The organism is Sulfitobacter sp. 1A15258 (assembly GCF_043557045.1).
Lineage (GTDB): Bacteria > Pseudomonadota > Alphaproteobacteria > Rhodobacterales > Rhodobacteraceae > Sulfitobacter > Sulfitobacter faviae.
On sequence record NZ_JBIFFK010000002.1, the window covers coordinates 608223 to 629246 of the forward strand.

General features: G+C 61.1%; 26 protein-coding genes and 1 tRNA gene. 11 read left to right on the forward strand and 16 right to left on the reverse strand.

Annotated features, from left to right (window positions below; genetic code table 11):
- Window positions 1-84 precede the first annotated feature (84 nt).
- The 7 genes from ACGYK9_RS07190 to ACGYK9_RS07220 all read left to right on the forward strand — a co-directional run bounded on the left by ACGYK9_RS07190 (window position 85) and on the right by ACGYK9_RS07220 (window position 3842).
- Window positions 85-960, forward strand: coding sequence for a carbon-nitrogen hydrolase family protein (locus ACGYK9_RS07190; protein WP_394414314.1), 876 nt, complete (start codon window positions 85-87; stop codon window positions 958-960).
- Window positions 961-1041: 81 nt separating this feature from the next.
- The gene (gene infA / locus ACGYK9_RS07195; protein ID WP_005978431.1) at window positions 1042-1260 is read left to right on the forward strand and encodes a translation initiation factor IF-1; all 219 of its coding nucleotides are present in this window, start codon (window positions 1042-1044) and stop codon (window positions 1258-1260) included.
- Window positions 1261-1349: 89 nt separating this feature from the next.
- Window positions 1350-1928 (forward strand): Maf family protein, encoded by a 579-nt coding sequence (locus ACGYK9_RS07200; RefSeq protein ID WP_394414317.1) that lies wholly within the window; start codon window positions 1350-1352, stop codon window positions 1926-1928.
- Entirely contained in the window at window positions 1925-2959 is a 1035-nt protein-coding gene (locus ACGYK9_RS07205; RefSeq protein ID WP_394414320.1) for a ribonuclease E/G, read from the forward strand. The genes ACGYK9_RS07200 and ACGYK9_RS07205 overlap by 4 nt, the downstream gene beginning before the upstream one ends.
- Window positions 2956-3147 carry a DNA gyrase inhibitor YacG gene (locus tag ACGYK9_RS07210; protein WP_067268003.1) on the forward strand — a complete coding sequence of 64 codons (192 nt, stop codon included), beginning with the start codon at window positions 2956-2958 and terminating at the stop codon, window positions 3145-3147. The genes ACGYK9_RS07205 and ACGYK9_RS07210 overlap by 4 nt, the downstream gene beginning before the upstream one ends.
- Window positions 3148-3262: 115 nt before the next feature.
- A tRNA-Phe gene (locus ACGYK9_RS07215) sits at window positions 3263-3337 on the forward strand.
- A 199-nt stretch (window positions 3338-3536) separates the two neighbouring features.
- Window positions 3537-3842, forward strand: coding sequence for a helix-turn-helix transcriptional regulator (locus ACGYK9_RS07220; protein WP_394414325.1), 306 nt, complete (start codon window positions 3537-3539; stop codon window positions 3840-3842).
- A 199-nt stretch (window positions 3843-4041) separates the two neighbouring features.
- Here ACGYK9_RS07220 and ACGYK9_RS07225 read toward each other — a convergent pair whose 3' ends face one another.
- The 4 genes from ACGYK9_RS07225 to ACGYK9_RS07240 form a co-directional block, all read right to left on the reverse strand.
- Window positions 4042-4194 (reverse strand): hypothetical protein, encoded by a 153-nt coding sequence (locus tag ACGYK9_RS07225; protein WP_394414328.1) that lies wholly within the window; start codon window positions 4192-4194, stop codon window positions 4042-4044.
- A gap of 31 nt (window positions 4195-4225) precedes the next feature.
- Complete coding sequence (locus ACGYK9_RS07230; RefSeq protein WP_394414331.1) at window positions 4226-5080, reverse strand: hypothetical protein; 855 nt, start codon at window positions 5078-5080, stop codon at window positions 4226-4228.
- Window positions 5019-5549 carry a hypothetical protein gene (locus tag ACGYK9_RS07235; RefSeq protein ID WP_394414334.1) on the reverse strand — a complete coding sequence of 177 codons (531 nt, stop codon included), beginning with the start codon at window positions 5547-5549 and terminating at the stop codon, window positions 5019-5021. The genes ACGYK9_RS07230 and ACGYK9_RS07235 overlap by 62 nt, the downstream gene beginning before the upstream one ends.
- A gap of 70 nt (window positions 5550-5619) precedes the next feature.
- Window positions 5620-6783: an S-(hydroxymethyl)glutathione dehydrogenase/class III alcohol dehydrogenase gene (locus tag ACGYK9_RS07240; RefSeq protein WP_394414337.1), complete on the reverse strand. Its 1164-nt coding sequence runs from the start codon at window positions 6781-6783 to the stop codon at window positions 5620-5622.
- Between the two features lie 120 nt (window positions 6784-6903).
- On the opposite strand from ACGYK9_RS07240, the gene ACGYK9_RS07245 reads away from it, so the two are divergent.
- Window positions 6904-7917, forward strand: coding sequence for a GlxA family transcriptional regulator (locus ACGYK9_RS07245; RefSeq protein WP_394414340.1), 1014 nt, complete (start codon window positions 6904-6906; stop codon window positions 7915-7917).
- A 487-nt stretch (window positions 7918-8404) separates the two neighbouring features.
- Here ACGYK9_RS07245 and ACGYK9_RS07250 read toward each other — a convergent pair whose 3' ends face one another.
- From ACGYK9_RS07250 to ACGYK9_RS07280, 7 genes are all read right to left on the reverse strand, one after another.
- Entirely contained in the window at window positions 8405-9259 is an 855-nt protein-coding gene (locus ACGYK9_RS07250) for a DMT family transporter (protein ID WP_394414343.1), read from the reverse strand.
- Between the two features lie 118 nt (window positions 9260-9377).
- Window positions 9378-10202, reverse strand: coding sequence for an AraC family ligand binding domain-containing protein (locus ACGYK9_RS07255; protein WP_394414346.1), 825 nt, complete (start codon window positions 10200-10202; stop codon window positions 9378-9380).
- A gap of 515 nt (window positions 10203-10717) precedes the next feature.
- Window positions 10718-11326, reverse strand: coding sequence for a sulfite oxidase heme-binding subunit YedZ (locus tag ACGYK9_RS07260; RefSeq protein ID WP_394414349.1), 609 nt, complete (start codon window positions 11324-11326; stop codon window positions 10718-10720).
- Between the two features lie 87 nt (window positions 11327-11413).
- Window positions 11414-12262 carry an NAD(P)H-binding protein gene (locus tag ACGYK9_RS07265; RefSeq protein ID WP_394414352.1) on the reverse strand — a complete coding sequence of 283 codons (849 nt, stop codon included), beginning with the start codon at window positions 12260-12262 and terminating at the stop codon, window positions 11414-11416.
- A 68-nt stretch (window positions 12263-12330) separates the two neighbouring features.
- On the reverse strand, window positions 12331-12741 hold the full coding sequence (locus ACGYK9_RS07270) for a nuclear transport factor 2 family protein (protein WP_394414354.1): 411 nt from the start codon (window positions 12739-12741) through the stop codon (window positions 12331-12333).
- A 107-nt stretch (window positions 12742-12848) separates the two neighbouring features.
- Entirely contained in the window at window positions 12849-13691 is an 843-nt protein-coding gene (locus ACGYK9_RS07275) for a nuclear transport factor 2 family protein (RefSeq protein WP_394414357.1), read from the reverse strand.
- Between the two features lie 99 nt (window positions 13692-13790).
- Entirely contained in the window at window positions 13791-14087 is a 297-nt protein-coding gene (locus ACGYK9_RS07280) for a DUF2218 domain-containing protein (protein WP_394414360.1), read from the reverse strand.
- Window positions 14088-14183: 96 nt separating this feature from the next.
- On the opposite strand from ACGYK9_RS07280, the gene ACGYK9_RS07285 reads away from it, so the two are divergent.
- Entirely contained in the window at window positions 14184-15092 is a 909-nt protein-coding gene (locus ACGYK9_RS07285) for a LysR family transcriptional regulator (RefSeq protein WP_394414363.1), read from the forward strand.
- Between the two features lie 353 nt (window positions 15093-15445).
- Here the strand turns inward: ACGYK9_RS07285 and ACGYK9_RS07290 are convergent, their stop codons facing one another.
- The 5 genes from ACGYK9_RS07290 to ACGYK9_RS07310 all read right to left on the reverse strand — a co-directional run bounded on the left by ACGYK9_RS07290 (window position 15446) and on the right by ACGYK9_RS07310 (window position 19750).
- Complete coding sequence (locus ACGYK9_RS07290) at window positions 15446-15940, reverse strand: DUF2938 family protein (RefSeq protein ID WP_394414366.1); 495 nt, start codon at window positions 15938-15940, stop codon at window positions 15446-15448.
- A gap of 62 nt (window positions 15941-16002) precedes the next feature.
- Window positions 16003-17208 (reverse strand): MFS transporter, encoded by a 1206-nt coding sequence (locus tag ACGYK9_RS07295; RefSeq protein WP_394414369.1) that lies wholly within the window; start codon window positions 17206-17208, stop codon window positions 16003-16005.
- A gap of 97 nt (window positions 17209-17305) precedes the next feature.
- A complete protein-coding gene (locus ACGYK9_RS07300; RefSeq protein WP_394414371.1) occupies window positions 17306-18391 on the reverse strand; it encodes a flavin monoamine oxidase family protein in 1086 nt (361 codons plus the stop codon).
- Window positions 18391-19068: an SDR family NAD(P)-dependent oxidoreductase gene (locus ACGYK9_RS07305; protein WP_394414374.1), complete on the reverse strand. Its 678-nt coding sequence runs from the start codon at window positions 19066-19068 to the stop codon at window positions 18391-18393. The genes ACGYK9_RS07300 and ACGYK9_RS07305 overlap by 1 nt, the downstream gene beginning before the upstream one ends.
- Window position 19069: 1 nt before the next feature.
- Complete coding sequence (locus ACGYK9_RS07310; RefSeq protein WP_394414377.1) at window positions 19070-19750, reverse strand: cupin domain-containing protein; 681 nt, start codon at window positions 19748-19750, stop codon at window positions 19070-19072.
- 126 nt (window positions 19751-19876) lie between these two features.
- Between ACGYK9_RS07310 and ACGYK9_RS07315 the strand changes: the two genes are divergently transcribed.
- Complete coding sequence (locus ACGYK9_RS07315; protein WP_295037004.1) at window positions 19877-20422, forward strand: TetR/AcrR family transcriptional regulator; 546 nt, start codon at window positions 19877-19879, stop codon at window positions 20420-20422.
- Window positions 20423-20852: 430 nt separating this feature from the next.
- Window positions 20853-21024 (forward strand): transposase (locus ACGYK9_RS07320; protein ID WP_394422458.1); only part of this gene is annotated, 172 nt, incomplete at its 3' end.

Consider the following 21024-nt stretch of genomic DNA (forward strand, 5'->3'; position numbering starts at 1 on the left):
CGGCATTTCCATGAAAGCGGCGCTGCCCGCCTTGAAGCCATCGGTAAAGCTGCGCAGACTGCGCGAAAACGAGGAGCCTTTTGAATGAAAATCGCCACAGCCGCCTATCCGCTCGATGTTTTGACATCATGGGCGCAGTACGAAGACAAGCTGGCCCATTGGGTCGCCGAGGCGGCAGTGCAGGGGGCGGAACTGCTGGTTTTTCCTGAATATGCGGCGATGGAACTGGCGACGCTCGACGGGGCCGAGGTGGCGGGCGATTTGGAGCGGTCGCTCTTTTCGGTGTCGGACAAGCTTGAGGAGGCGGATCGTCTGCATGTGAAACTCGCCGCCGAGCATAATGTGCATATCGTGGCAGGCTCTGGCCCCGCAGCGACCGAGAGCCGCCCGGTGAACCGTGCCCGGCTGATCACGCCCACGGGGCAGATCGGCGTGCAGGACAAGCAGATCATGACCCGTTTTGAGCGTGAGGAATGGGGCGTAATCGGGGGCAATGCGCTTCAGGTCTTTGACACGGCGATTGGCAAGATCGGGGTACTCATCTGCTATGACAGCGAGTTTCCCCTGCTGGGCCACGCGCTGGCAGAATGTGATGTGATCTGCGTACCCAGTGTCACCGAAACGCTCGCGGGCTATTGGCGGGTGCGCATCGGCTCCATGGCGCGGGCGCTTGAGAATCAGTGTATCACCGCCATGTCCTCGGTCGTAGGCAAGGCCGATTGGTCCGAGGCTTTGGGTCAATCCTATGGCGCGGGCGGGATTTTCTGCCCTCCGGATCGCGGCTTCCCGCCCACGGGGATTTTGGGTGTGCGCGAGGTCAACGCCCCCGGCTGGACCGTGGCCGACGCCGATTTGGCGCAGGTCGCCGAGGTGCGCGCGGATGGCATCGTGCTTAACCGAAGGGACTGGCAAGACCAGATTGGCCGCGACGGAAAGGCGATAAACGTCGCTTTGCGCTGAATCCCCCTTGAAAAAGCGCGAAAATGCGCCCATTTAAGCCTGCGCCCTCGTTTTGGAGGGTTTTGTGCTCAAGGAGAGACCATGGCCAAGGAAGATACGCTCGAATTTCCCGGTGTCGTGAAGGAACTCCTGCCTAACGCGACGTTTCGGGTCGAGCTGGAAAACGGCCATGAGATCATCGCGCATACGGCAGGCAAGATGCGGAAAAACCGCATCCGTGTTCTGGCTGGCGACAAGGTTCAGGTGGAAATGACACCCTATGATTTGACCAAGGGTCGGATCAACTATCGCTTCAAGTAAGCGGCACCGCGTTCGCGCGTTGCGCGGCGCGGTCGGGGCCGTGCGCGGCCCCGACCGGGCCGCCGGCCTCAGGCAAAGAGGCCCATAAGATGCAATTCATTCTTGGATCAGGATCGCCGCGCCGGTTGGAGCTTTTGGCCCAGATCGGCGTGACCCCCGATGCCATTCGCGCCCCCGACATCGACGAGACCCCCCATAAGGCCGAACTGCCGCGTCCCTATTGCGCCCGAATGGCGCGCGAGAAAGTGGCGGCGGTGCCCGCGGGCGCGGAGGATATCGTGCTTTGCGCCGATACCACTGTGGCGCTCGGGCGGCGCATTCTCGGCAAGCCCGAGGATGAGGCCGAGGCCGAAGCCTTTTTGCGGCTGATGTCGGGCCGTCGGCATAAGGTGGTCACCGCCGTCGCCGTGAAGCGCGGCGAGAAGTTGTGGCAGCGCGATGTGCAAAGCAGCGTGAAGATGAAATCCCTGTCCGAGCCCGAGATTCGCCGCTACCTCGCCACCGGCGATTGGCGTGGCAAGGCGGGTGGCTATGGCATTCAGGGCCCCGCGGGCGCGTTGATCCCTTGGATCAGCGGGTCATTCACTGCAATCGTCGGCCTGCCATTGGCCGAGGCTGCGAACCTGCTGCAAGCGGCAGGCTACCCATTTGACGGAAGGACGCCATGAAGGGCCGTACGATTATTCTCGACCATCTCGGTGATATCGAGGCCGCCGCCCTGATGGTGGACGGCAAGCTGGATGATTTTCTGATCGACAGCGACGGGCCGCGCGTCGGCACCGTTTATCGTGCGATTGCGGATCGTCCGGTGAAGGGGCAGGGGGGCATGTTCCTCAAGACCCCCGATGGCGCGGCGTTCCTGCGGCAGATCAAGGGGCTGGCCCCGGGGCAGACGATTCTCGTGCAGGTCTCGGGCCATGCCGAGCCGGGCAAGGCGATCCCGGTGACCAATAAGCTGCTCTTCAAGTCGCGCTATGCCATCGTGACGCCGGATGCGCCGGGGCTGAACATCTCGCGCTCGATCAAAGACGAGGAAGAACGCGACCGGCTGCTGGAGATCGCCCATGAGGTGGCGGGCGGGGCCGATCTGGGCCTGATCCTACGGTCCTCGTGCGCCGGAGCCGATGCCGAGGATATCGCCGAGGATATCGCCAATATGCTCAGCTTGGCGGATACCGTAGCCAATGATGACGCGCAACAGATGGAGGTGCTGAGCGAAGGCGATGGTCCGCATCTGCTCGCTTGGCGCGACTGGACCGCGCCCGCCGAGGTGGTGACCGAGGCCGGCGGCTTTGACGACCACGGCGTTCTGGAAGAGCTCGACCGCGTGGCCTCGGCGCAGGTGCCGCTCGGCGGCGGCGCGTCGATCTTTGTGGAGCCGACACGCGCGCTGGTTGCAGTCGATGTGAACACCGGCAACGATGCCTCGCTCGCCGCCGGGGTGAAGGCCAATATGGCCTGCGCCAAAGCGCTGCCACGCGCCCTGCGTCTGCGCGGGCTGGGTGGGCAGATCACGCTCGACCTTGCGCCCATGCCCAAGAAAGACCGCCGGACGTTTGAAAGCGCCCTGCGCGCCGCTTTCCGCGCCGACGATGTGGATACGACGCTGGTCGGCTGGACGCCTCTGGGCCACTACGAGCTGCAACGCAAACGTGCCCGCCCGGTGCTGGCGGAGGTGTTGGCAGGGGCAGGCCAATGAGCTGCCCGATCTGCAAAGCCGAAACCGTCAAGGCGCATCGCCCCTTCTGCTCGCGCCGCTGCGCCGACATCGATCTGGGCCGCTGGTTCAACGGCAGCTACGCCGTCCCCTCGCGCGACCCCGAAGACGTGGAAGCCGCCATCGACGCCGCCGAAGCAGCACAAGACCGCCCTGCAAAGCCCCATTAACAAAAGAAAATTCGCCTTTTGCCAAAAGAAGTGGGTTTCAGGGCAAAATGGGGCTGGACACCCCGCGCCACAGGCCCTAGAACCCGCTCACCCGACCTCGAAAGAGGTGACCCGTGCCCGGGTAGCTCAGGGGTAGAGCAGTGGATTGAAAATCCTCGTGTCGGTGGTTCGATTCCGCCCCCGGGCACCACTATAAACAACTGAAATGTATGTATATTTCTGTTGTTTATTCTCAATTATCGCTGATTTCCATCTCGTCGGGACCACAACGGGACGACAGACTTCTATCCTTCATTCGTTGCATGAAGCCGACATTCACGCACATTTGCATTTCCGGCGAAACCAGGTCGACATCATTTCATCTTCAGTCAACCAAATGGAGATAACAGATGCACAGCTCAGGAACTGCACACGACGTTCTGCTACCGATCGAACGGGTTTGCGAAATCTTGTCCCGCTCGAAGGCGAGCATTTACCGGGACATCAAGCGTGAAACGTTTCCCAAAGCCCAAAAGTTGGGCCGCTCGAGCCGCTGGCGGCTGTCGCTCGTCATGCAAATCGTCGAGGGTACGTATCAGCCAGAATGCTCAAATGAGCTAAATTCAGCGGATGAACCTTCAACTCCTGGTACGGAAGCTTCCTCAGAGACGGCCGTCGATGAAGAATGCACGTCAGTGCCCCAGCAGGTACAATAAGACCTGCGCCCGTTGCCTTGTGGCTTAATGCACCATGGGGCCGGGTCGGCACTGGGGCATGCGCTTGATGCGGATCAGACGACGCCGCCCCTCGGCTACCCCACTGAGTCGAGCAGCCTGCAGTGAGCCCTTTCCAGAGCAGGCATGGCCTGGACATGCTGAGACAGCGGAGAAACAAGCCTGCTGCATATTCTTCCAATTATGCGAACCCAGCTGCGAGCGGGATCAGACGCGCAGATCGGATGCCGCGCATCAATGTCTTCGCCAACGGCTGCGGCTGATTTGGAAGCACATTGATCAGGATGTGCAGGCGGATCGCGTTCAGGTAGCTGAGCGGCTCGACACCGACCATGCCCAGCGCCTTACAGGTCTCATCAACACGGTCACATCCGCCATGCAGGTTGGTCAGCGACGTCCCACGACTGCATCTCATACTCAGGAGCGACATCCAGACGATCATCAGCGCCACCACCAATGGGTCCATCTCGGTCGCCGTTTCCATCCACATCATCGCCACCGGATCCGGTTTTATTCTTACGCATGGCCTTCGTCAGTTCGTCGTCATCGTCCTCGCCGAATTCGCGCGGATCGAGACCGAGGCAGGAGTTGATGAAGCGCCTGATCTCCGAAACAGGCCCATCCCTCAATAAGCGCTCTTCCTCCTTTGTCAGGGCTCGCTCGCCGTACTCCTGTTCAGTCAGTTCTCGAAGCTCTTTATCCTCTTCGACATCAGACTGCTCCTTCTTCTTGCCCTTCCCGTCCCTCGTGATCCCGAGCTCTTTCGTACTCGCCTTGATGGCCCGCAACGCCCGCTCGGAATCATCAATATCCAGATCATCGCGTCCATCCAGTTCGGCAAGGAGACGCGCCACACGCCCTGACCTTGGAGCCGTGGCGTTTGTCCCCAGCCCGCTCAAGGATGCAATCGTCACAGGCGCACTTCTTGTCCCATCACCGAACACGACAATCCCTATGCAAGGCGCCGCTCTCTCCATTGAGAGATTGCACGTCCACTGACCATGCACCTCGGACATTCTCACCATACCAATAAGAATTCCGCCTTGGTCGGTAAGTTCCAATCGGCATCTATCGGCCCTGTTCTCCGATGGCGGCCGCCAGAATAGAGAACCGTGCTCGATCCACAGGTTTCCTCCGTCAGGAGGCCAGATCAGATTCTCATCGCTGACGTGGTCTTGATCGACACCCTCTGATCGCAGTTTCAAGTCTTCGATTGCCATCTCCTCCAAAAGACAGACAGACAGATAGCCCCAGGCGGTCTATTACAGTCCCCTCGGGTTCTTCTCTGATAAGGCAAGCCTCTGCATTGCCTTCTCCCCCATAGCGTCCGTAGAGGCCCGGTGCCGTCACATTGGCGGATCCCGCGAGCACGTAGTCGGCTTCTTCTCCGCAGGCGATGATCACCTTCGCGTGCAGCCGCCTTCTCTGGTCCTTCCTGTCCCAACCTGCATCGTGCTGCTCGGTAGAGTGTAACGTGACGCCTCCCTGAGAGACGAAGGCATTTTTCGTGAAGCCCTGCTCGTCTGCCTCGGCATCCACGATCATGGCAGTGACAATCAACAGTGCTGCCGCTGAAGGGCGCGCCGAGCGCGAAGATGCTGTCGAAACATGTTCGATGCACTGCGGGTGCGCCCTGAGGCGCTTTCGGACGCGGCGCCGCTGACAGGCGCGGATTTCGATTTCACCCACGGAACTTCCTGTAGCTGTTGCTGACGCGGCCCGCCCTTTGCCAAGGGCGGACCAGAGAATGCTGGCGGGGTTACGCCGGGACGATCACGCCGGGCAGATCGTTCATCAGCATCGTCTCGTTCGGCTGGAAGTGGATCACCGAACGGATCGACTGCCCTGCGTGCAGCAGGTCAAAGGCGGTGTTGATCTGCTCATGCGTCATGTTGTGGGTGATGTAGGGATCGACGTCAAAATCGCCCCGCAGCCATTCATCCACCATGCCCGGTAGTTGCGACCGCCCGAGCACGCCGCCGAAGGCAGAGCCGCGCCAGACGCGCCCCGTGACCAGTTGGAAGGGGCGTGTGGCGATCTCTTCACCGGCCCCCGCTACGCCGATCACCGTGCATTCGCCCCAGCCCTTGTGGCAGCATTCCAAGGCAGACCGCATGACGTTCACGTTGCCGATGCATTCAAAGGAGTAGTCCACGCCCCCGTCCGTCATCTCGACGATCACGTCCTGAATGGGCTGGGTGAATTCCTTGGGGTTGATGCATTCATGGGCGCCGAGGCTCCGGGCCAGTTCGAACTTGTTGGGGTTGGTGTCGATCCCGATGATGCGCGCCGCGCCCTGCATCTTGGCCCCCTGAATGACAGCCATGCCCACGGCCCCAAGACCAAAGACCGCGACCGTCGCGCCGGGTTCGACCTTGGCCGTGTTGCGCACCGCGCCCATGCCCGTCGGGATTGCGCAGCCCATGACAGACGCCTTGGCCAGCGGCGCGTCCTTTGAGATCTTCGCCACGGCGATTTCCGGCAGCACCGTGTATTCACTGAAGGTCGAGGTGCCCATGTAGTGATGGATCATCCGCCCCTTGTAGCTGAACCGCGAAGTGCCATCAGGCATCAGGCCTTGACCTTGGGTCTTCCGGATCGACTGGCTTAGGTTGGTCTTGCCGGACTTGATATAGGGACAGTTCGGGTCTTCCGGCGTATAGAGCGGGATGACGTGATCACCGGGCTTCAGCGAGGTCACGCCACGGCCCAGTTCCTCGACCACGCCAACGGCTTCGTGGCCGAGCACGGCCGGGAACAGCCCCTCGGGATCGGCGCCCGACAGGGTGAACATATCGGTGTGGCACAGGCTTGTGGTAACGATGCGGATGAGGACTTCGCCCTCCTTGGGGCCGTCGAGGTCGATCTCTTCGATCTCGAGAGGGCGGTTGGCTTCCCAGGCGACGGCGGCACGGGTTTTCATGAAGGGTCTCCTTGTCATGTGTCTGACCGGATGTGTAATAGAGTAACGCCACTACCGCCGCCGCCGTCACCGTGCGGATCGGGCCAAGCACCCTGTCTTTCCGGCCAAGGACCGTTCTTCATGCCCACTCTCGCCAACGGCTCCGTGACCCCGGAGTGCCGCCGAAAGGTCTCTCTGATCGTCTATCCCGGCTTCAAGACGCTGGAGGCCACCGGACCGCTCAGCGTTCTGGGCTACGCATCGCAGCATCTCGCGGCGGCGGGCCATCGCGGTGGCTACGACGTGACAATCGCCGCGCCAGCGTTGGGGGCGGTGCGGTCTGACACGCTGATGTCGCTGGAGGCAGAGGTCACGCTCCGGGATCTCGAGGCCTGCGACACCGTCATGATCGCCGGAGCGCCGAGCATCGAGGAGGTCGTTCAGGCAGAGCCCGAGGTGGTTCGCTGGTGCCGCAGGCACGGACGGGACACACTGCGCTGCGCGGCACTATGCACCGGCTCCTTCTTCCTGGCCGAGGCGGGGCTGCTGGATGGTCAGCGCGCGGCAACCCACTGGAACTACGCCGACCGACTGCGGCAACGTTTTCCGGGAATCGTGGTGGATGCGGATGCGATCTTTGTTCAGGCAGGCAACTTCTGGACATCAGCAGGCGTGACCGCGGCGATCGATCTGGCGCTGGCATTCGTGGAGCAAGACTACGGGCGTGACATCGCGCTCGCCGTGGCCCGCGACATGGTGATGTATCTCAAGCGTCCCGGTGGCCAGTCGCAGTTCAGCACGCTGTTGACCGGGCAGGCCGCGGTGGCCTCGGGCATGGGCGATGTGCTGACATGGATGAGCGCGCGGCTGGACCAGCCGCTGACGCTGGAAGGGATCGCTGGGGCAGCGGGCATAAGTGTGCGCAGCCTTACCCGCGGGTTCACCGCCCAGTTCGGCGCCTCGCCCATGGCAACGCTGGAGCGGCTGCGCTGTGAGCGGGCAAAGGCGCTCTTGCTGGACACGGACCTGCCACTGAAAACCGTGGCCTTTCGTGCGGGATTCCGATCAGACGAGCAGATGCGCAAGGCCTTCCGCCGCCGCTTTGCCCTCTCCCCGCGCGACTACCGCGCCCGTTTTGCCTCTGCGCGGGCGTAGACTTTCTGAGGGCGTCTCCCTTTGCATGCCGGTCATTCGTGCAATGCGCGGCGAAGGTCCGGAAGCCGCCCCTGCTATCGATCGACACGTACGGCCCCTTGCGGACATTGATCCAATCATACGTTGCCACGCCGCAGCTTCCCCGAAGCGGTCATTGGAACAGTTGCGCAGCATTTTGGCCCGTTCGATGTCGGCGATGTGGACGTTCCTGCCGTTCGTTGCAGCCACAGCCTGCGAGCCGCTGAGCGACGGCTCTGCGCAGGTAACTGCCTCACCGCGTAGTGGCTCCGCGATCGGCATGTCCGTCACTATCGGCCCAACCCTGCCGCGTGCCGAGGTGGCAGGCGATGCAGCGCGGCGTCACCGAGACAGGCTCCCAGGGCATGGCGCGGCATACTCGCTCAGGCCAAGGTAAGGGGCAGGCCACAGGCAAAACGGATCCGGTCGCGTTGCGATTGTGATCGATGCTTTTCAAGCTCTGCGAGCGTCAGCGGAGCCTTTCGACCCAAAGGCCAAGGAAAGTCCCCGAAACGATGAGCGCTGCGCCGAGAAATGCCGATAAGGTCGCTGGTTCAGAAAGAAGCATCCAGGCGAGGGCAAAGCCAAAGAGCGGCTCCGTGCCCATAAGTAAGCTCACCCGCGTGGGGCTGGTGCGGCGCACCGCGGCGTTCTGGACGTAGAAGGCGTCGATGGTGCAGAAGAGCGACAGGAAGGCCACCGCGCCCCATGCCGCGAGGTCAGCCCGGACAAAAAGCCCCCCTGTGCCCGATTGCACCCAGAGCATCGCCCCGGTGAGCGCCGCGACCGTCGCGGCCTGCACAGCCGTGAGCGCGGCCGAAGACATGCGGCTGCCCTCCATCAGGCACTTGGTCGAGACCACCATCACCGCCCGCAGGCCCGCAGCACACAGCACCAGCAGGTCGCCCGCGCCGAGCGCGCCCATACCGCCCGAAAGCACCATGACGCCCACGATGGCAATGACCGCCCCCGCCATAACGCCCAAAGGCGGAAGGCGGCGCTGCAAACCATATTCGAGAAACGGTGTGAAGATCGTGCAAAGCGAGATGATCAGCGCTGTATTGGTCGCCGTGGTCAGGGACACGCCCCATGTCTCTGCCAAAAAGATAGCGCAGAGGGTCGCGCCCAGCACCGCCCCGGCCCAAAGGTCACGCCGCGAGGCCGCGCGCAGATCCCGGTGCGCCACAGCCCCCATCACCACCGCCGTCAGCGTAAAGCGATAAAAGATCAGCAACAGAACGGGCATATAGGCCAGCGCTCCCTTGGCCACCGGGTAGCTCGCCCCCAGACCAAGGCCACGCCCAAGACCGCGAGATCGGCCCACAGGGACCTGCGCCGTGCATTGAAACTCTCTGATACCGCCACCTTGGCCTCCTGTCTCAACTGTGATGAAGGCGCAATAGGCCGGACGGCGGGCGGCGATATAGAATGAAAACGCGGTCTCAGCTCTTGGCAAAGGCCGAAGGTGTCATGCCGACGATGGCGCGGAAATGCCGCCCCATGTGGCTTTGGTCGGCAAAGCCCGTTTGTGCTGCGGCCTCTGCCGGGGTCTGACCCTCCCGGAGCAGGCGTTTGACCCGCAAGACCTTTCTCTGAACGTGCCAGGCATGGGGCGGCAGGCCCGTGGCGCGCCGGAAGGCATCGATCGTCTGCCTGCGGCGCAGGCCGGTGATCCGGCTCAGATCGTCCAGCGAAACATCTTCGTCGACCTGCGCATCGAGAAACGCGACCGCATCCGCAATCCGCCCATCCGCCGCTTGCACGGGCGAAACACTTTGCGGTGCCATTTCGCGCATCAGCGTCCCCACCAAAGCGTCCAGCGCCATATCGCGGGCGAGCCGTTGCTCCGAAGCATGCAGCGCCTCGTGCAACAGGGCGAACCTGCGGGCCAGATCGGGCCGCGCGTGAAACGCCGCTCCGAAATCCAGCGTTCCCGTGGCGGCATGGCCAGTCATATCTTCGATCAGCGCGCGCATCCCGGCCTCGGGGATATAGAGCATCCGCTGCCGCCAACCCGCCTCGTTGCCTGCGCCGCCATGATGGATGTCTCCGGGCCGCATCGTCACCACGGATCCACGCGGCACCTGATGCATCTCCCCGCGACACCAGACCGCGTGCACCCCACCGTTGATCACACCGAAGAGGTATTCATCATGGGCGTGCGGCTTGAAGCTCTGCTTCTGGTAGTGCGCAGAAAGGGTTTCAATGCCGTAGAGGTCCGGGCGCGCCCGAAGGGTCACTTGGTCCTTGCGGCCTTGCCCAGACACGACGAACCTCTCTGAAAGGAAAACACGGCGAACCTAAAGCCACAGATGGCTTCGGTCAAACGGCGCTTCCCCGCCCATCAGCCTCTGGCGCAAAATGCTCAGGATGGGATCTGAGACAACACGCGTCGCGGGAGCGCCCTTGAGATCCGGGTGGATCACGAGCCACGCAGCCTGGCTGGGCGGCGTCTGCGTCTCCGCCCGCGTCAACCTGTAAGAGTGCGGGGCACGAATGTCGTGGAAGGACTTGGGAGCGGACGAATGCACCCGCAGCGAAGCTCCCGCTCGATCTTGGTCAGTGTGGGCTCGAAGCAGCCATGTGGGCGGTGCGGCAACCGTTACCCCGGCCGTGGTTGAGGAAATCGTCGCTTCCGGCCCAAAACCGACCTTAGCCCTCCTTGCGGCGAATGACGGCATTGAATTCAAACCTCCGGATGCTTCGGAATTCACGAACTGGAGCGATAAACTGGAAACGGACACTGCAAACGTGCGTACCATAGTCGTCAGTCGTCCTTTGGTCACGCCACCCGCGGGCGCGGGCGCAAGTACCAGTACCAGACGCGGTAGCCCTCCAGCAGGCCGAGCGGGACAAAATGCACCAGCGCAGGGCCGAGACCACCCCAGTCGTGCAGCGCCGCCCAGTGCAGCAGTGTCAGGACAGCGGCGGCATAGGTCGTGCGCTGCAGCGTTTTCCAGGTGCGGCCCATCTTGCGGACAAAGTAGTCCGTAGAGGTCACGGCCAGCGGCACAAAGATCAGAAAAGCGATCCAGCCAGTCCAGATATAGAGTTTCGGCAGATCAGCGATCACCTTCTGCGCTTCGCCAAGGTCGTTCAGGTACAGCACCGTATGCGCCAGCGCATAGGCAAAGGCCGCAACGCCAAAGTAGCGGCGGTTCTTCTTCAGCCAGCGCGGCCCGCGCCAGCCCTTGAACACCAGCGACAGCGGCGAGGCTAGCATGGCGATGATCATGAAGCGCGCGCCGAATTCGCCGGTCGGGTGCAGCGCCGCGTGGATGGCGGCCCCGGTGGCCTCGGTGTCAGCCGCGCCCAGAATGCTGGCGAGGATGCCGAGGCCCGGCAGCGCCATCAGCGCCCAGAGCCAGTAGGGAGAGAGTCGTGACAGCATGTCTGTTGCCTTTCCTGGATTGGTCGCGTCGGCGACCCCATAGATGGGTTGACGGTGGTACGTTGCAGCGCGGAACCTCCGTCGCGCTCAAGGGCGGAGCGAGGCAAAATAATCTCCCCAGGATTGGTGCGGGCGGCCGGTGACCTTTGCAAAGTCACCCGGGCGGTCATAGGCACCTTGGCGAATGCCCTCGTAGATGCCGCCGATGATCGGGCCGATGAAATCGCCCAGCTCGGCGCTGCGGTCAGCGACGAAATCTTCGGAGGTCATCTCGCGGTAGGTCAGGTCGGTGCCGAAGGCGCGGTTCAGGTAGCCTGCCAGCTGCTCTTGGGTGATCGGCGTGCCGTTCAGGTCATAGGTCCCGCCCCTCAGATCGTCGCGCGTCAGAAGCGCGGCATAGGCATGGGCCAGTTCCGACCGCGTGGTGTAGCCGCATTTGCCGGTTCCGGCGCTATTGGCGATCTCACCGCGGGCCTTGTAGCTGTCGATGTATTCGACATCGGGCTCGATATAGATGCCGTTGCGCCCAATGGCCCAGTCCAGACCACTGGCGCGAATGTCCGCCTCGGTCTGCCGATTGCTTTGCACCACCGGCGAAAAGCGCGTGTCCTGTTCGGGACCGATAATGCTGGTGTAGACCAGCTTCTGCACACCTGCGGCGCGGGCGGCGTCGATCACGTTGCGGTGCTGCTGGATGCGGTCCTCGGGTGGGGCCATGCCCGAGACGATCACCAGCGCGTTGACCCCCACCAGCGAGGCTTTCAATTGATCCGGTTGATCGTAGTCGCCTGGGCGTACCTCGACACCAAGATCGGTGACCTTGGCGGGCGTGCGGGCCAGCACGAAAACGGGCGCGCCGCCCGGCATGTCAATCAGTTTGCGGGCAATCTCATGGCCAAGCTGGCCCGAAACGGCGGTAACGGCATAGGTCGTCATGGTCTGTCCTCTCTCCAAAGCGATGGACAAAGCCGCCAGAATCAACGGCTTTGCCAAAGGTATGCAGATCAGCCGTGGTAGGCTTGGCTGACGGCAAAGCTGTCCTCGAACCAGTGCCACAGCACCACCTGCCCGTCCCGCACCTTGGCCCGCAAGGCAAAGGTGAATTCGCCGATTTCCTGACCGGAATGGGGGGTAATGCCGTTCATCTTGCCAAAGACGGCGACCGTGTCACCCGAGGCGAAGGCGTCGGTGTTTTCCCACTTGGTCGTCTGCAGGTTTGCAGAGAAGACGCCGAGGAATTCAAAGATGTTTTCCTTGCCTTTTGCGCCGCCGATCCACGGCAGGCTCTCGTCTCCTTCGTTGTGCCAGACCATGTCGTCGGCCATCAGCTTGCCCATGGTGTCCATGTCGCCCGAACCCATTGCGCCCATGAAGGCCATGACGGTGTCAAAGCTGGCTTGTGTTTTGTCGTCCATAGTCTGTGCTCCTGCGTGTTGTGCGAGAATGGTGGCGAGCGTCGCGCCAATTGAGGTTTTGAGTAGCGTTCTGCGGTTCATGTCGTCGATCCTTGCTTGGGGCGGGTTCAGAATTTGCCGGCTTCGTTGTGCGGGGCATCCGGGCCGGGCATGGGGGCGATGACGTCCCAGTGCTCCACGATCAGCCCGTCCTCGAGGCGGAAGAGGTCGTAGAATGCGGTCGGTTCACCGCCTAAGGCGCCCTCGGACAGGGTCAGGACAAAGTTGCCTTCGCCGATCACCTTATGAACCTGGGTGTAATCCATGCTGATGCCCTGTTCGGCCATCTGCGCCATGAAGGCACCAAAGCCTTCCAGCCCATCAGCGACCATCGGGTTGTGCTGGGCGTAGGTAACCGGGCTGATATAGTCGGTGAAGTTCACCTCGGCATGTTCGATCAGGGATTTGGTGATGAATTCCTCGACCAGCGCCTTGTTGGCCTCGGTCTTGTCCAAGTCAGTGATTTCGGTCGCGCCGTCGATCTGGGTGCGGCCCGAGGGGTTCGGCGCGGCCTCGGGGATCAGGTTGTCCCAGTGCTCGGCGATCTTGCCGTTCTCGACGCGGAAGACGTCGAAGCCGATCACCGGCGTTTCGCCAAAACCTTCATAGCGGGCGTGCACGGCCACGAGGTCATCATCCGCGATGACCCGCACGTACTCGGCCTTGAAGTCGCCGCTGCCCGCGAGAAAGCCGACGACGCATTTCTGTGCCTCGATGCCGTCGGCGAACATCTCGTTGTGCTGGATGATGTCTTCGGCAAAATACTGGTCAACGGCGTCGACATCGCCCGCCAGCAGCGTGTTTTCCAGCGCTTCGAGAATAAAGGCCTTGTTTTCAGCGCTGTCGGCCTGCGCCGTGATCGGCAGGGTGGCGACGATCGCCGCTGAGGCAAGAAGTTGGGTCAGTTTCATTATGGTCTCCTCGGGGTGTTTGGACATGCCCTCTCGGTTCGCGCTCCGGGGTGGGGCGTGTTCGGGCGTGTCCTGGGATGGAAAGAGTTTGGGCCGACGTCAGGCCCCGGTGGATTCGGCCCGGCTCCAAGTCAGGTCCGGGTTTTCGCGGAATGCGAAGCGTTCAAGGTGGTTGGTGATCACCTGAATCGTCTTGTCGAGTTCGGGCGTGTCCGCGGCAATGGCGGTCAGGCGCAGGCCATCGGTGTCGGCGCGCAGATCGCACTGTCCGAAGGGCAGCTCGATGTGGCCCGCTCCGGGTTCGAAGGAGACCGGAACCTTGTGGCCGAAATGTTTGCACAGCGTGCCCAGATAGCGTTCGGCGTTTTCCGTTTTGAAGAATGTGCTCGCGTTCATGTCAATGCTCCGTCGTGTTGCAAAGAACATCTATCCCTACCGCATTGATCCGGGTATTGCTTGTTTTCGGAAGTCATAATTCGGGCAAACGGAACAATGATCGAGCATCTGCGCCATATGGCGATCTTTGCAAGAGTTGTCGACGAGGGGTCGTTCCGGGCCGCGGCCAAGGCGATCGGCCTTGCGCCATCCCGCATCAGTGAGACGGTGTCGGACCTTGAAGATTTCCTCGGCGTGACCCTGTTGTATCGCACCACGCGTAAAATCGCCCTGACCAACGAGGGGCGTATGTTCTATGCCCGCGCGGCTGAGATGCTGCGCAGCGCGGAGACCGGGTTGAACGAATTGAACGCCCTGTCGCTGGAACCGGTGGGCGCGCTGCGGGTGTCCATGCCGGCTTTCATGTCCTCGTCCGCGCTGGCCACGGCCATAGCGGAATTCGTGCGCCGCCACCCGCAGGTCGCGCTGTCGGTCAGTTTCACTGATGCCCGCACCGATCTGCTGGAGGACGGGTATGACGTGAACATCCGGGCCGGATGGCTGGATGACAGTTCGATGATGTCGCGTAAGCTTGGCGAGAGCGCCCGCGCCTTGGTTGCGGGGGCGGGCTATGCCGCCACCCGACCGCGCCCATCGCATCCGTCAGAGCTGGAGGACTGGGACTGGCTCCGTTACAAACACCGGTCCGAATACACCACGCTGACCGGACCAGGGGGCGAGCCCGCCAAGGTGCTGGGCCAGGCCCGCTTGGAGGCTGACACCATCGATGCTCTGTATCATTTCACCTGCCAGAACCTTGGCGCAACGGTCCTGCCCGAACATCTTGCCGCCCGGGGTGAGGCCGAGGGCCGGCTGGTGCGCCTCCTGCCAGATTGGCGGTTGATGCCGCTGGGCATCTTCGCGGTCTGGCCGGACACATCAAGACGCGAGAGCCTAACACGGATATTCGTGCGCTTCGTCGTCGATTGGCAGGCAGGCGTGCCGCCCCAAGCAACGGGCATTTGAGCTCTCGAGCGATCAAACCCGCATCAACATAGCTCCTTCAATACGGGGAATATGGATGGAATAGCATCAGCGTTCACTTCGTTCTCGACCAGACTTTGCGTCCTTTCGTTGGAAGCTTGCCGGACATTCACGAGCAATGCAGCGAAATTCCGCTTTCCGCCATTTGTATCGATCGACGCGAACGGCCCAGATCTGACTTTCGACACGCATTCCAAATACTGCGCCGCGATGACCCATCGCGCCTCCTTCAGACTGTACGCAGCCTGACCCTGAAGGACGCTAACCTGTGACAGCCTTGTCTAAGGTTCGGCTATTCTCTACCGCATCACACTCTACAAAAAACGCTGCGCGGTTCAGGAAAGCGCCTTTAACAACAATGCCGCAGTAAACAGACCAAGGCCAAATATCGAATGGCCAAAAGCGCTTTTTATGCGGGCAATAATTGGAGAAGGTGCCCGCGACGCTGCGATACCCAGCCCCATGCCCGGCATCATAATAAAATACGGCAAGACAAGCAAAGCAATAGAAAGGCTCATGGGCTGCGCAAGCTGGGGATCAGCAAACCAATCCGCGCCCCAGATCAAAGCCAAGAGTACTCCATAGCCGATGCCGATGGCGTAGTGGAACGACCAGCCCATAATGTTTTCGCCAGGAATCGGTTTGGCGTCTTTCAAATTGCGCTGAATGAATTGCCCATTGGGCATATGACCCATCCAGCGCCCGACCATGCGCCAATTCGTGGCCGTGTACCCTAAAAACCGAGCCATAAAGGCCATAACTGCGTCGAAAATCAACGTGCCCACGATCCCTACAAGGGTCGCTGATATGAGAATTTGTAAATTAGGCATGTTGAGTCTGTCCTTTTGGTTTGCATTCTTTTGTTAATCTCAGAGGCCTTTCGGAGCGGCCCTTACAAACGTCGCGCCGCTTGCCAGACCAATGGTGCAAGCACGATGGCAATGAAGGGGAACATCATGAGATTGATGAGATGCCATCCCGACGCCTGCATCAACGCGCCGGAAAAGAACGAAAGCGCTGCGACTGTGCCGAAGACGGCGAAATCATTCAGCCCTTGGGCACGCCCGCGCTCGGCCTCTGTATGCGCAGCGGCCACCATCGCAGTGGCCCCAATGAAGCCAAAGTTCCATCCGATCCCAAGAAGGATGAGAGAGATAAAGAAATGCCTCAGATCCAGACCGGTCAGCGCAACAGCACCTGAAATGCCGATAATGATCAGGCCAGCGGCGGTGACCTTTTCCTTGCCGAACCGAGCGATTAGCTTGCCCGTCACAAGGCTTGGAGCGAACATCGCCAGCACATGCCACTGAATACCCCACGCCGCGTGGTCAATCGAATGCCCGCATCCGACCATCGCCAGCGGTGCGGCCGTCATGACGAATGACATGAGCCCGTAAGACACCACGCCAGCGGTAACCCCAAGCATGTATTTCGGCGAAGCCAGAAGTTGGAGCACGTTGCGCCCCCCGTCATCGGATGGCGTTTGCGCTGTGGCTGCGGAGTGGCGGCCCCTTAACCGAGTCAGAACAAAAAACGCGATGAGCGCAAGCGCCGCTTGGCTCAGGAAACTACCGGCGAAGGGCACCCCCGGCACAGCGTCGCGCGTGGCAATGACCAGCTGCGGTCCGATAATGGCAGCGACCAGCCCGCCAACCATGACCCATGAAATGGCCCGCCCCCTGTCTGCTCCTTCGCGCCCGTCGGCAGCTGCGAAACGGTAAGACTGTACATAGGACGCATAGAGCCCCGCCAGAAACGTTCCCATACAGAAGAATGTGAACGTCCCAAACGATATCGCACCAGCGGCTACCAATCCCGACAACACGCCGATCATCGCCCCCAGAAGATAACCGCTGCGCCGCCCGTATTGTCGCATGATCCAAGCGGCAGGCACCGCTCCAAGGGCAAGCCCAAGATTGTAAATGCTCACCGGCAGGGTCGCCAAAGCAGGGTCAGTCGCAAGGTCCTGGCCAACCAATCCCCCCAGCGAGATTACAATCGGTCCACTGGCAGCCCCCAAAGATTGCGCGAGGATCAGCACCGTTAGGTTGCGCCGAAACCCTGCGGTTTCAGTCGTGTCTATCGTCTGTGTCATCATATTTCACCTGTATGGCCACCATGCCCGTTGGATTGGCTTGGCGCCGCGTGCTCTAATTTGTCTAATGGATGCCCCAAACCTTGCGGGCGGCCGGTGATCAGGTCTGCATGGGTTCGTGCAGCGCCAGTGTGTTGGCCGCATGGGCTGCCGCCTCCAATGCGCCCTCAAGAAAGCCTCCGAATTCCGGGGCGGTTTCCGTCGACGCAAAAATTATCCCGCGTGCTGAAAGGGCACGCAGGTTGGTCGGCAAACCATAGCGGGGGTGGCTTCGGATCGGGTGTCGATCCTGTGGGCGCGCGATGTCTGGAATGGTCGCCCAGTCCTGCAAAACAAGGTGCATCGGGTCTGCCATTTCCGGACCGAACATCGCCGTCAGCTGCATCACCGCGAGACGCATCATCTCATCTTTGTGCTGGGCACGCGCATCCGCAGGGACCCCGACAAAACCGAAGAGCGCATAGGGACCGCCCTGCCTTGGCGAAGCATCGTGGATTTCGACCATGGGCCCTTGCTGGCTCATGGCGTCGCCGGACAGCCCGGCGTTGCGCCAATAGGGCTGGTCGTAAACCGCGACGATCTTGGCCTGACCAGCCATCCAGGTCGGCACGTTTTGCAAAGCCTGCGTTTGGGCCGCATTTAGGGTGGGGTCAAAGGTAACGGTTTCGGCGATGACCCGGGGCGGCACGGCCATCACGATTCTATTTGCCGCGATGGTCAGTGTGCGGCCGTTATGGTCAACCTGCGCCGCGATGTTGTCCGCCGAATGGTCGACCGACCTCAGCCGCGTATTGGTCATGATCATCGCCGGGTTCAACCCTTTGGCCAAAGCACACACCACAGAGCCGATACCTCCTGCCAAGCGGTACGAACCCTCCATAGAGGCATAGCCGCGTCCGCGCTGAACGGTGCCGTTTTGCTCTTGATAGACCAAGTCACCAGTTGAAAACTGCTCAAACACAGGGATCTGAAAGCGTTCGGCGAGGGCCGCCATGCGCGGCTGGCCCGGCCAGAACCATGCAGGCCCAAGGTCGAACGCGCCGCCCGAAAGCTCCTTGGTCAGGATGCGCCCGCCGAGGCGGTCCTGCGCTTCAACCAGCAAAAAATCACGGCCTTGGCGGGCCAGATGGTCCGCAAGCGCAAGACCCGACAGACCGCCGCCCACAATCAGAACATCGGTCTGCATCAGAACGCCTCTCCCATCGGCCTGAGGTCCAGCTCATGGGTCCAGGTGGACCGTGGTTGATCTGCCAGCGCCAGATAGGTGCGGGCAATGTCCTCCGGTTTCATCATCCGTGCAGGGTCCATACTGTGCAGGGCGCGGCCGGCACCCGTGTCGACAATTCCGTCAAGAACCACATGCGCAACGTGGATACCCTGCGGCCCGTATTCACGCGCCAGCGATTGGGTCAACGCCCGCAACCCCGCCTTGGCCGAGGCAAAGGCCGCAAAATTCTTGCCGCCGCGCAGGCTCGCTGTTGCGCCGGAGACGATGAAAGTGCCACCGCCCCCCTCCACCATCGCAGGCAACACGCTTTGGGCCAGATTGACCGCTGAAAGCACCATCGCACGCCATGTCGCCTCAAAATCTGTCGTTGTGGTCTCTGCAAACCCCGCGATCACCAGCTTCGCCGCGTTGTGAACCACCAGTTTTGGTGCCCCATGGGTTTGCATCAGGTCCGAGACGGTTTGGGATGTTTGATCGGGGTCGGACAGGTCGACGGCAAGTGTCGTACCCGCCGCGCCATCGGGAACCGAGCGGTTGAGGCCGATAGAAGTGTAGCCGTTCTGAGCAAAGGCGCGCGCCAAGCTCTGCCCAAGACCAGCGCCCGCCCCGCCAATGATTGCAAGTGGAGCTGACATCTCAATCTCCGACATTGGGGGCTGCTGGCATTTCCGCAAGATGGCCAGATTTGACCCAAAGCCGCGCCCCATCAGGACCGGAAACGGCGTTCAGCGGCCTGTGGGGCGGCAGGCGCAGCCAGGAATTGACCCCGAAGACCTCATCGCCTTCGATAAAGCTGCCTTCGATCACAAGGGCTTCGAACCCGTTGTGGCCAGCCTGCGTCACTGCCACGTTGGGTTCCCAAAGCTCGATCCGCACCCGTTCCCGCACATCCTTGAACAGCGGGATTTCTGAAACACCCGCACGCACTGGCTGCGGGGGCTGGGTGGTGGTGTCTATGGTGATCTGCTGACGGTCATTCATGTCAAACTGCCAAAGCTTGACGAAGATCGTCGCCCCCGATGCAGAGCTTGGGGTATGCGAAGACGTCGGCGGGTTGCGCACGTATGTACCAACCGGGAAGTCACCGTGTTCATCCTGAAAGACACCATCAAGCACAAGAAACTCTTCGCCGCCCGTATGGGTATGCGCCGAAAACGCGCTGCCCGGCGCATAGCGGACGATGGTCGTCGCCCGCGCGACTTCATCCCCGATCCGGTCCAGCATCCGGCGTTCCACGCCCTTCATCGGGGATGCAACCCACGGCTCCCTGTCCGAATGTACAACGGCACGTTCATCAAAATTTGCGTTCAGGTCCATGGTACATCCTTCCGGTCCAGCGCGAAGAGGCGCTACACAACTACCTATCAGTCGATAGGCTGTCAGTTAGATATTGCCCTCGCTACTGTCAACACCTATCTACCACATGATAGACAGGAGCCCCGCATGCCACCGACAATGAAAGACAAAATCCTCGACGCCGCTGAAAAGCGTGTCCGCGGCGCGGGTTTCTCAGCGATGAGCTTCCGTGACTTGGCAAGCGATGTAGGCATCAAAAGCGCAAGCGTTCACTATCACTTTCCGACCAAACCCGACCTGGGCGAAGCTTTGGTTGATCGCTACACCAGCCAGTTCAAAGAGGAACTTGAACAGATCGACACGGCCAGCTTACAAACGGCGTTGGACAGCTACGTTGCGCTCTACTCTCAAGCGCTTGTCTTGGACGAAACCATCTGTCTTTGCGCAATTATGGGAGCAGAAGCGATCGGGCTTCCCAAGAATGTTAACCAGAAAACAAAGGCATTCTTCAAAATGAACAGGATGTGGCTGCTTGACCTGTTCCAACGCCATAGCGTTCAAAACCCCGAAGACACGTCCTGCCTCATCGTCGCGGCGCTGGAAGGCGGCATGATCGTTGCCTCATCCTCCGACGATCGTGCGATGTTCGACCAAATCGCCAAGGCCGCGATCCGAAGTATCGCCAGGATTTGACGGCTATATGGAGCGCTCTCGATTCCCGTTAGCTGCTATTGCGCATCGACAAACTGGATCGCCGCACTGAACGTCCTCTTCTTCGACTTTACACGGTTAGTTTGCGTAAGCAGCGAATGACTGGAAACCGCCCAAAGCATGGATCAAGCTGGTTTTGGCTCGCGTACGAAGATCACGCCGATCGTGAGTGTTCTCTCAAGCCGCGTCTGCCTGATCCATCTGTCGCTCCAGTGCCTGGCGCGCCAGACCCACAACGTAGGAAAGATCCTCAATTTTGTTCAGCCGCACTTCGGAGTTGCCAATTGCCCCATCTGCCGACGCCGGTCACATCTTCTACCATCCCACGGGGATCGCTGATGTCCTGTGACCTGCCCCCCGCGAAATCCCTCACCATGATTTAGAGTCTGCCCAACCCTGAAGGAGCAGACGAATGCGGAAGAGCCGTTTTACTGAGGCGCAGATTATTGGGATGATCAAGGAGCAAGAGGCAGGCATGCCGACGGCGGAGGTGTGCCGCAGGCACGAGCTCAGCCCGGCAACGTTTTACAAGCTGAAGTCCAAGTATGGCGGCATGGAGGTGTCGGAGGCCGCGAGGCTGAAGG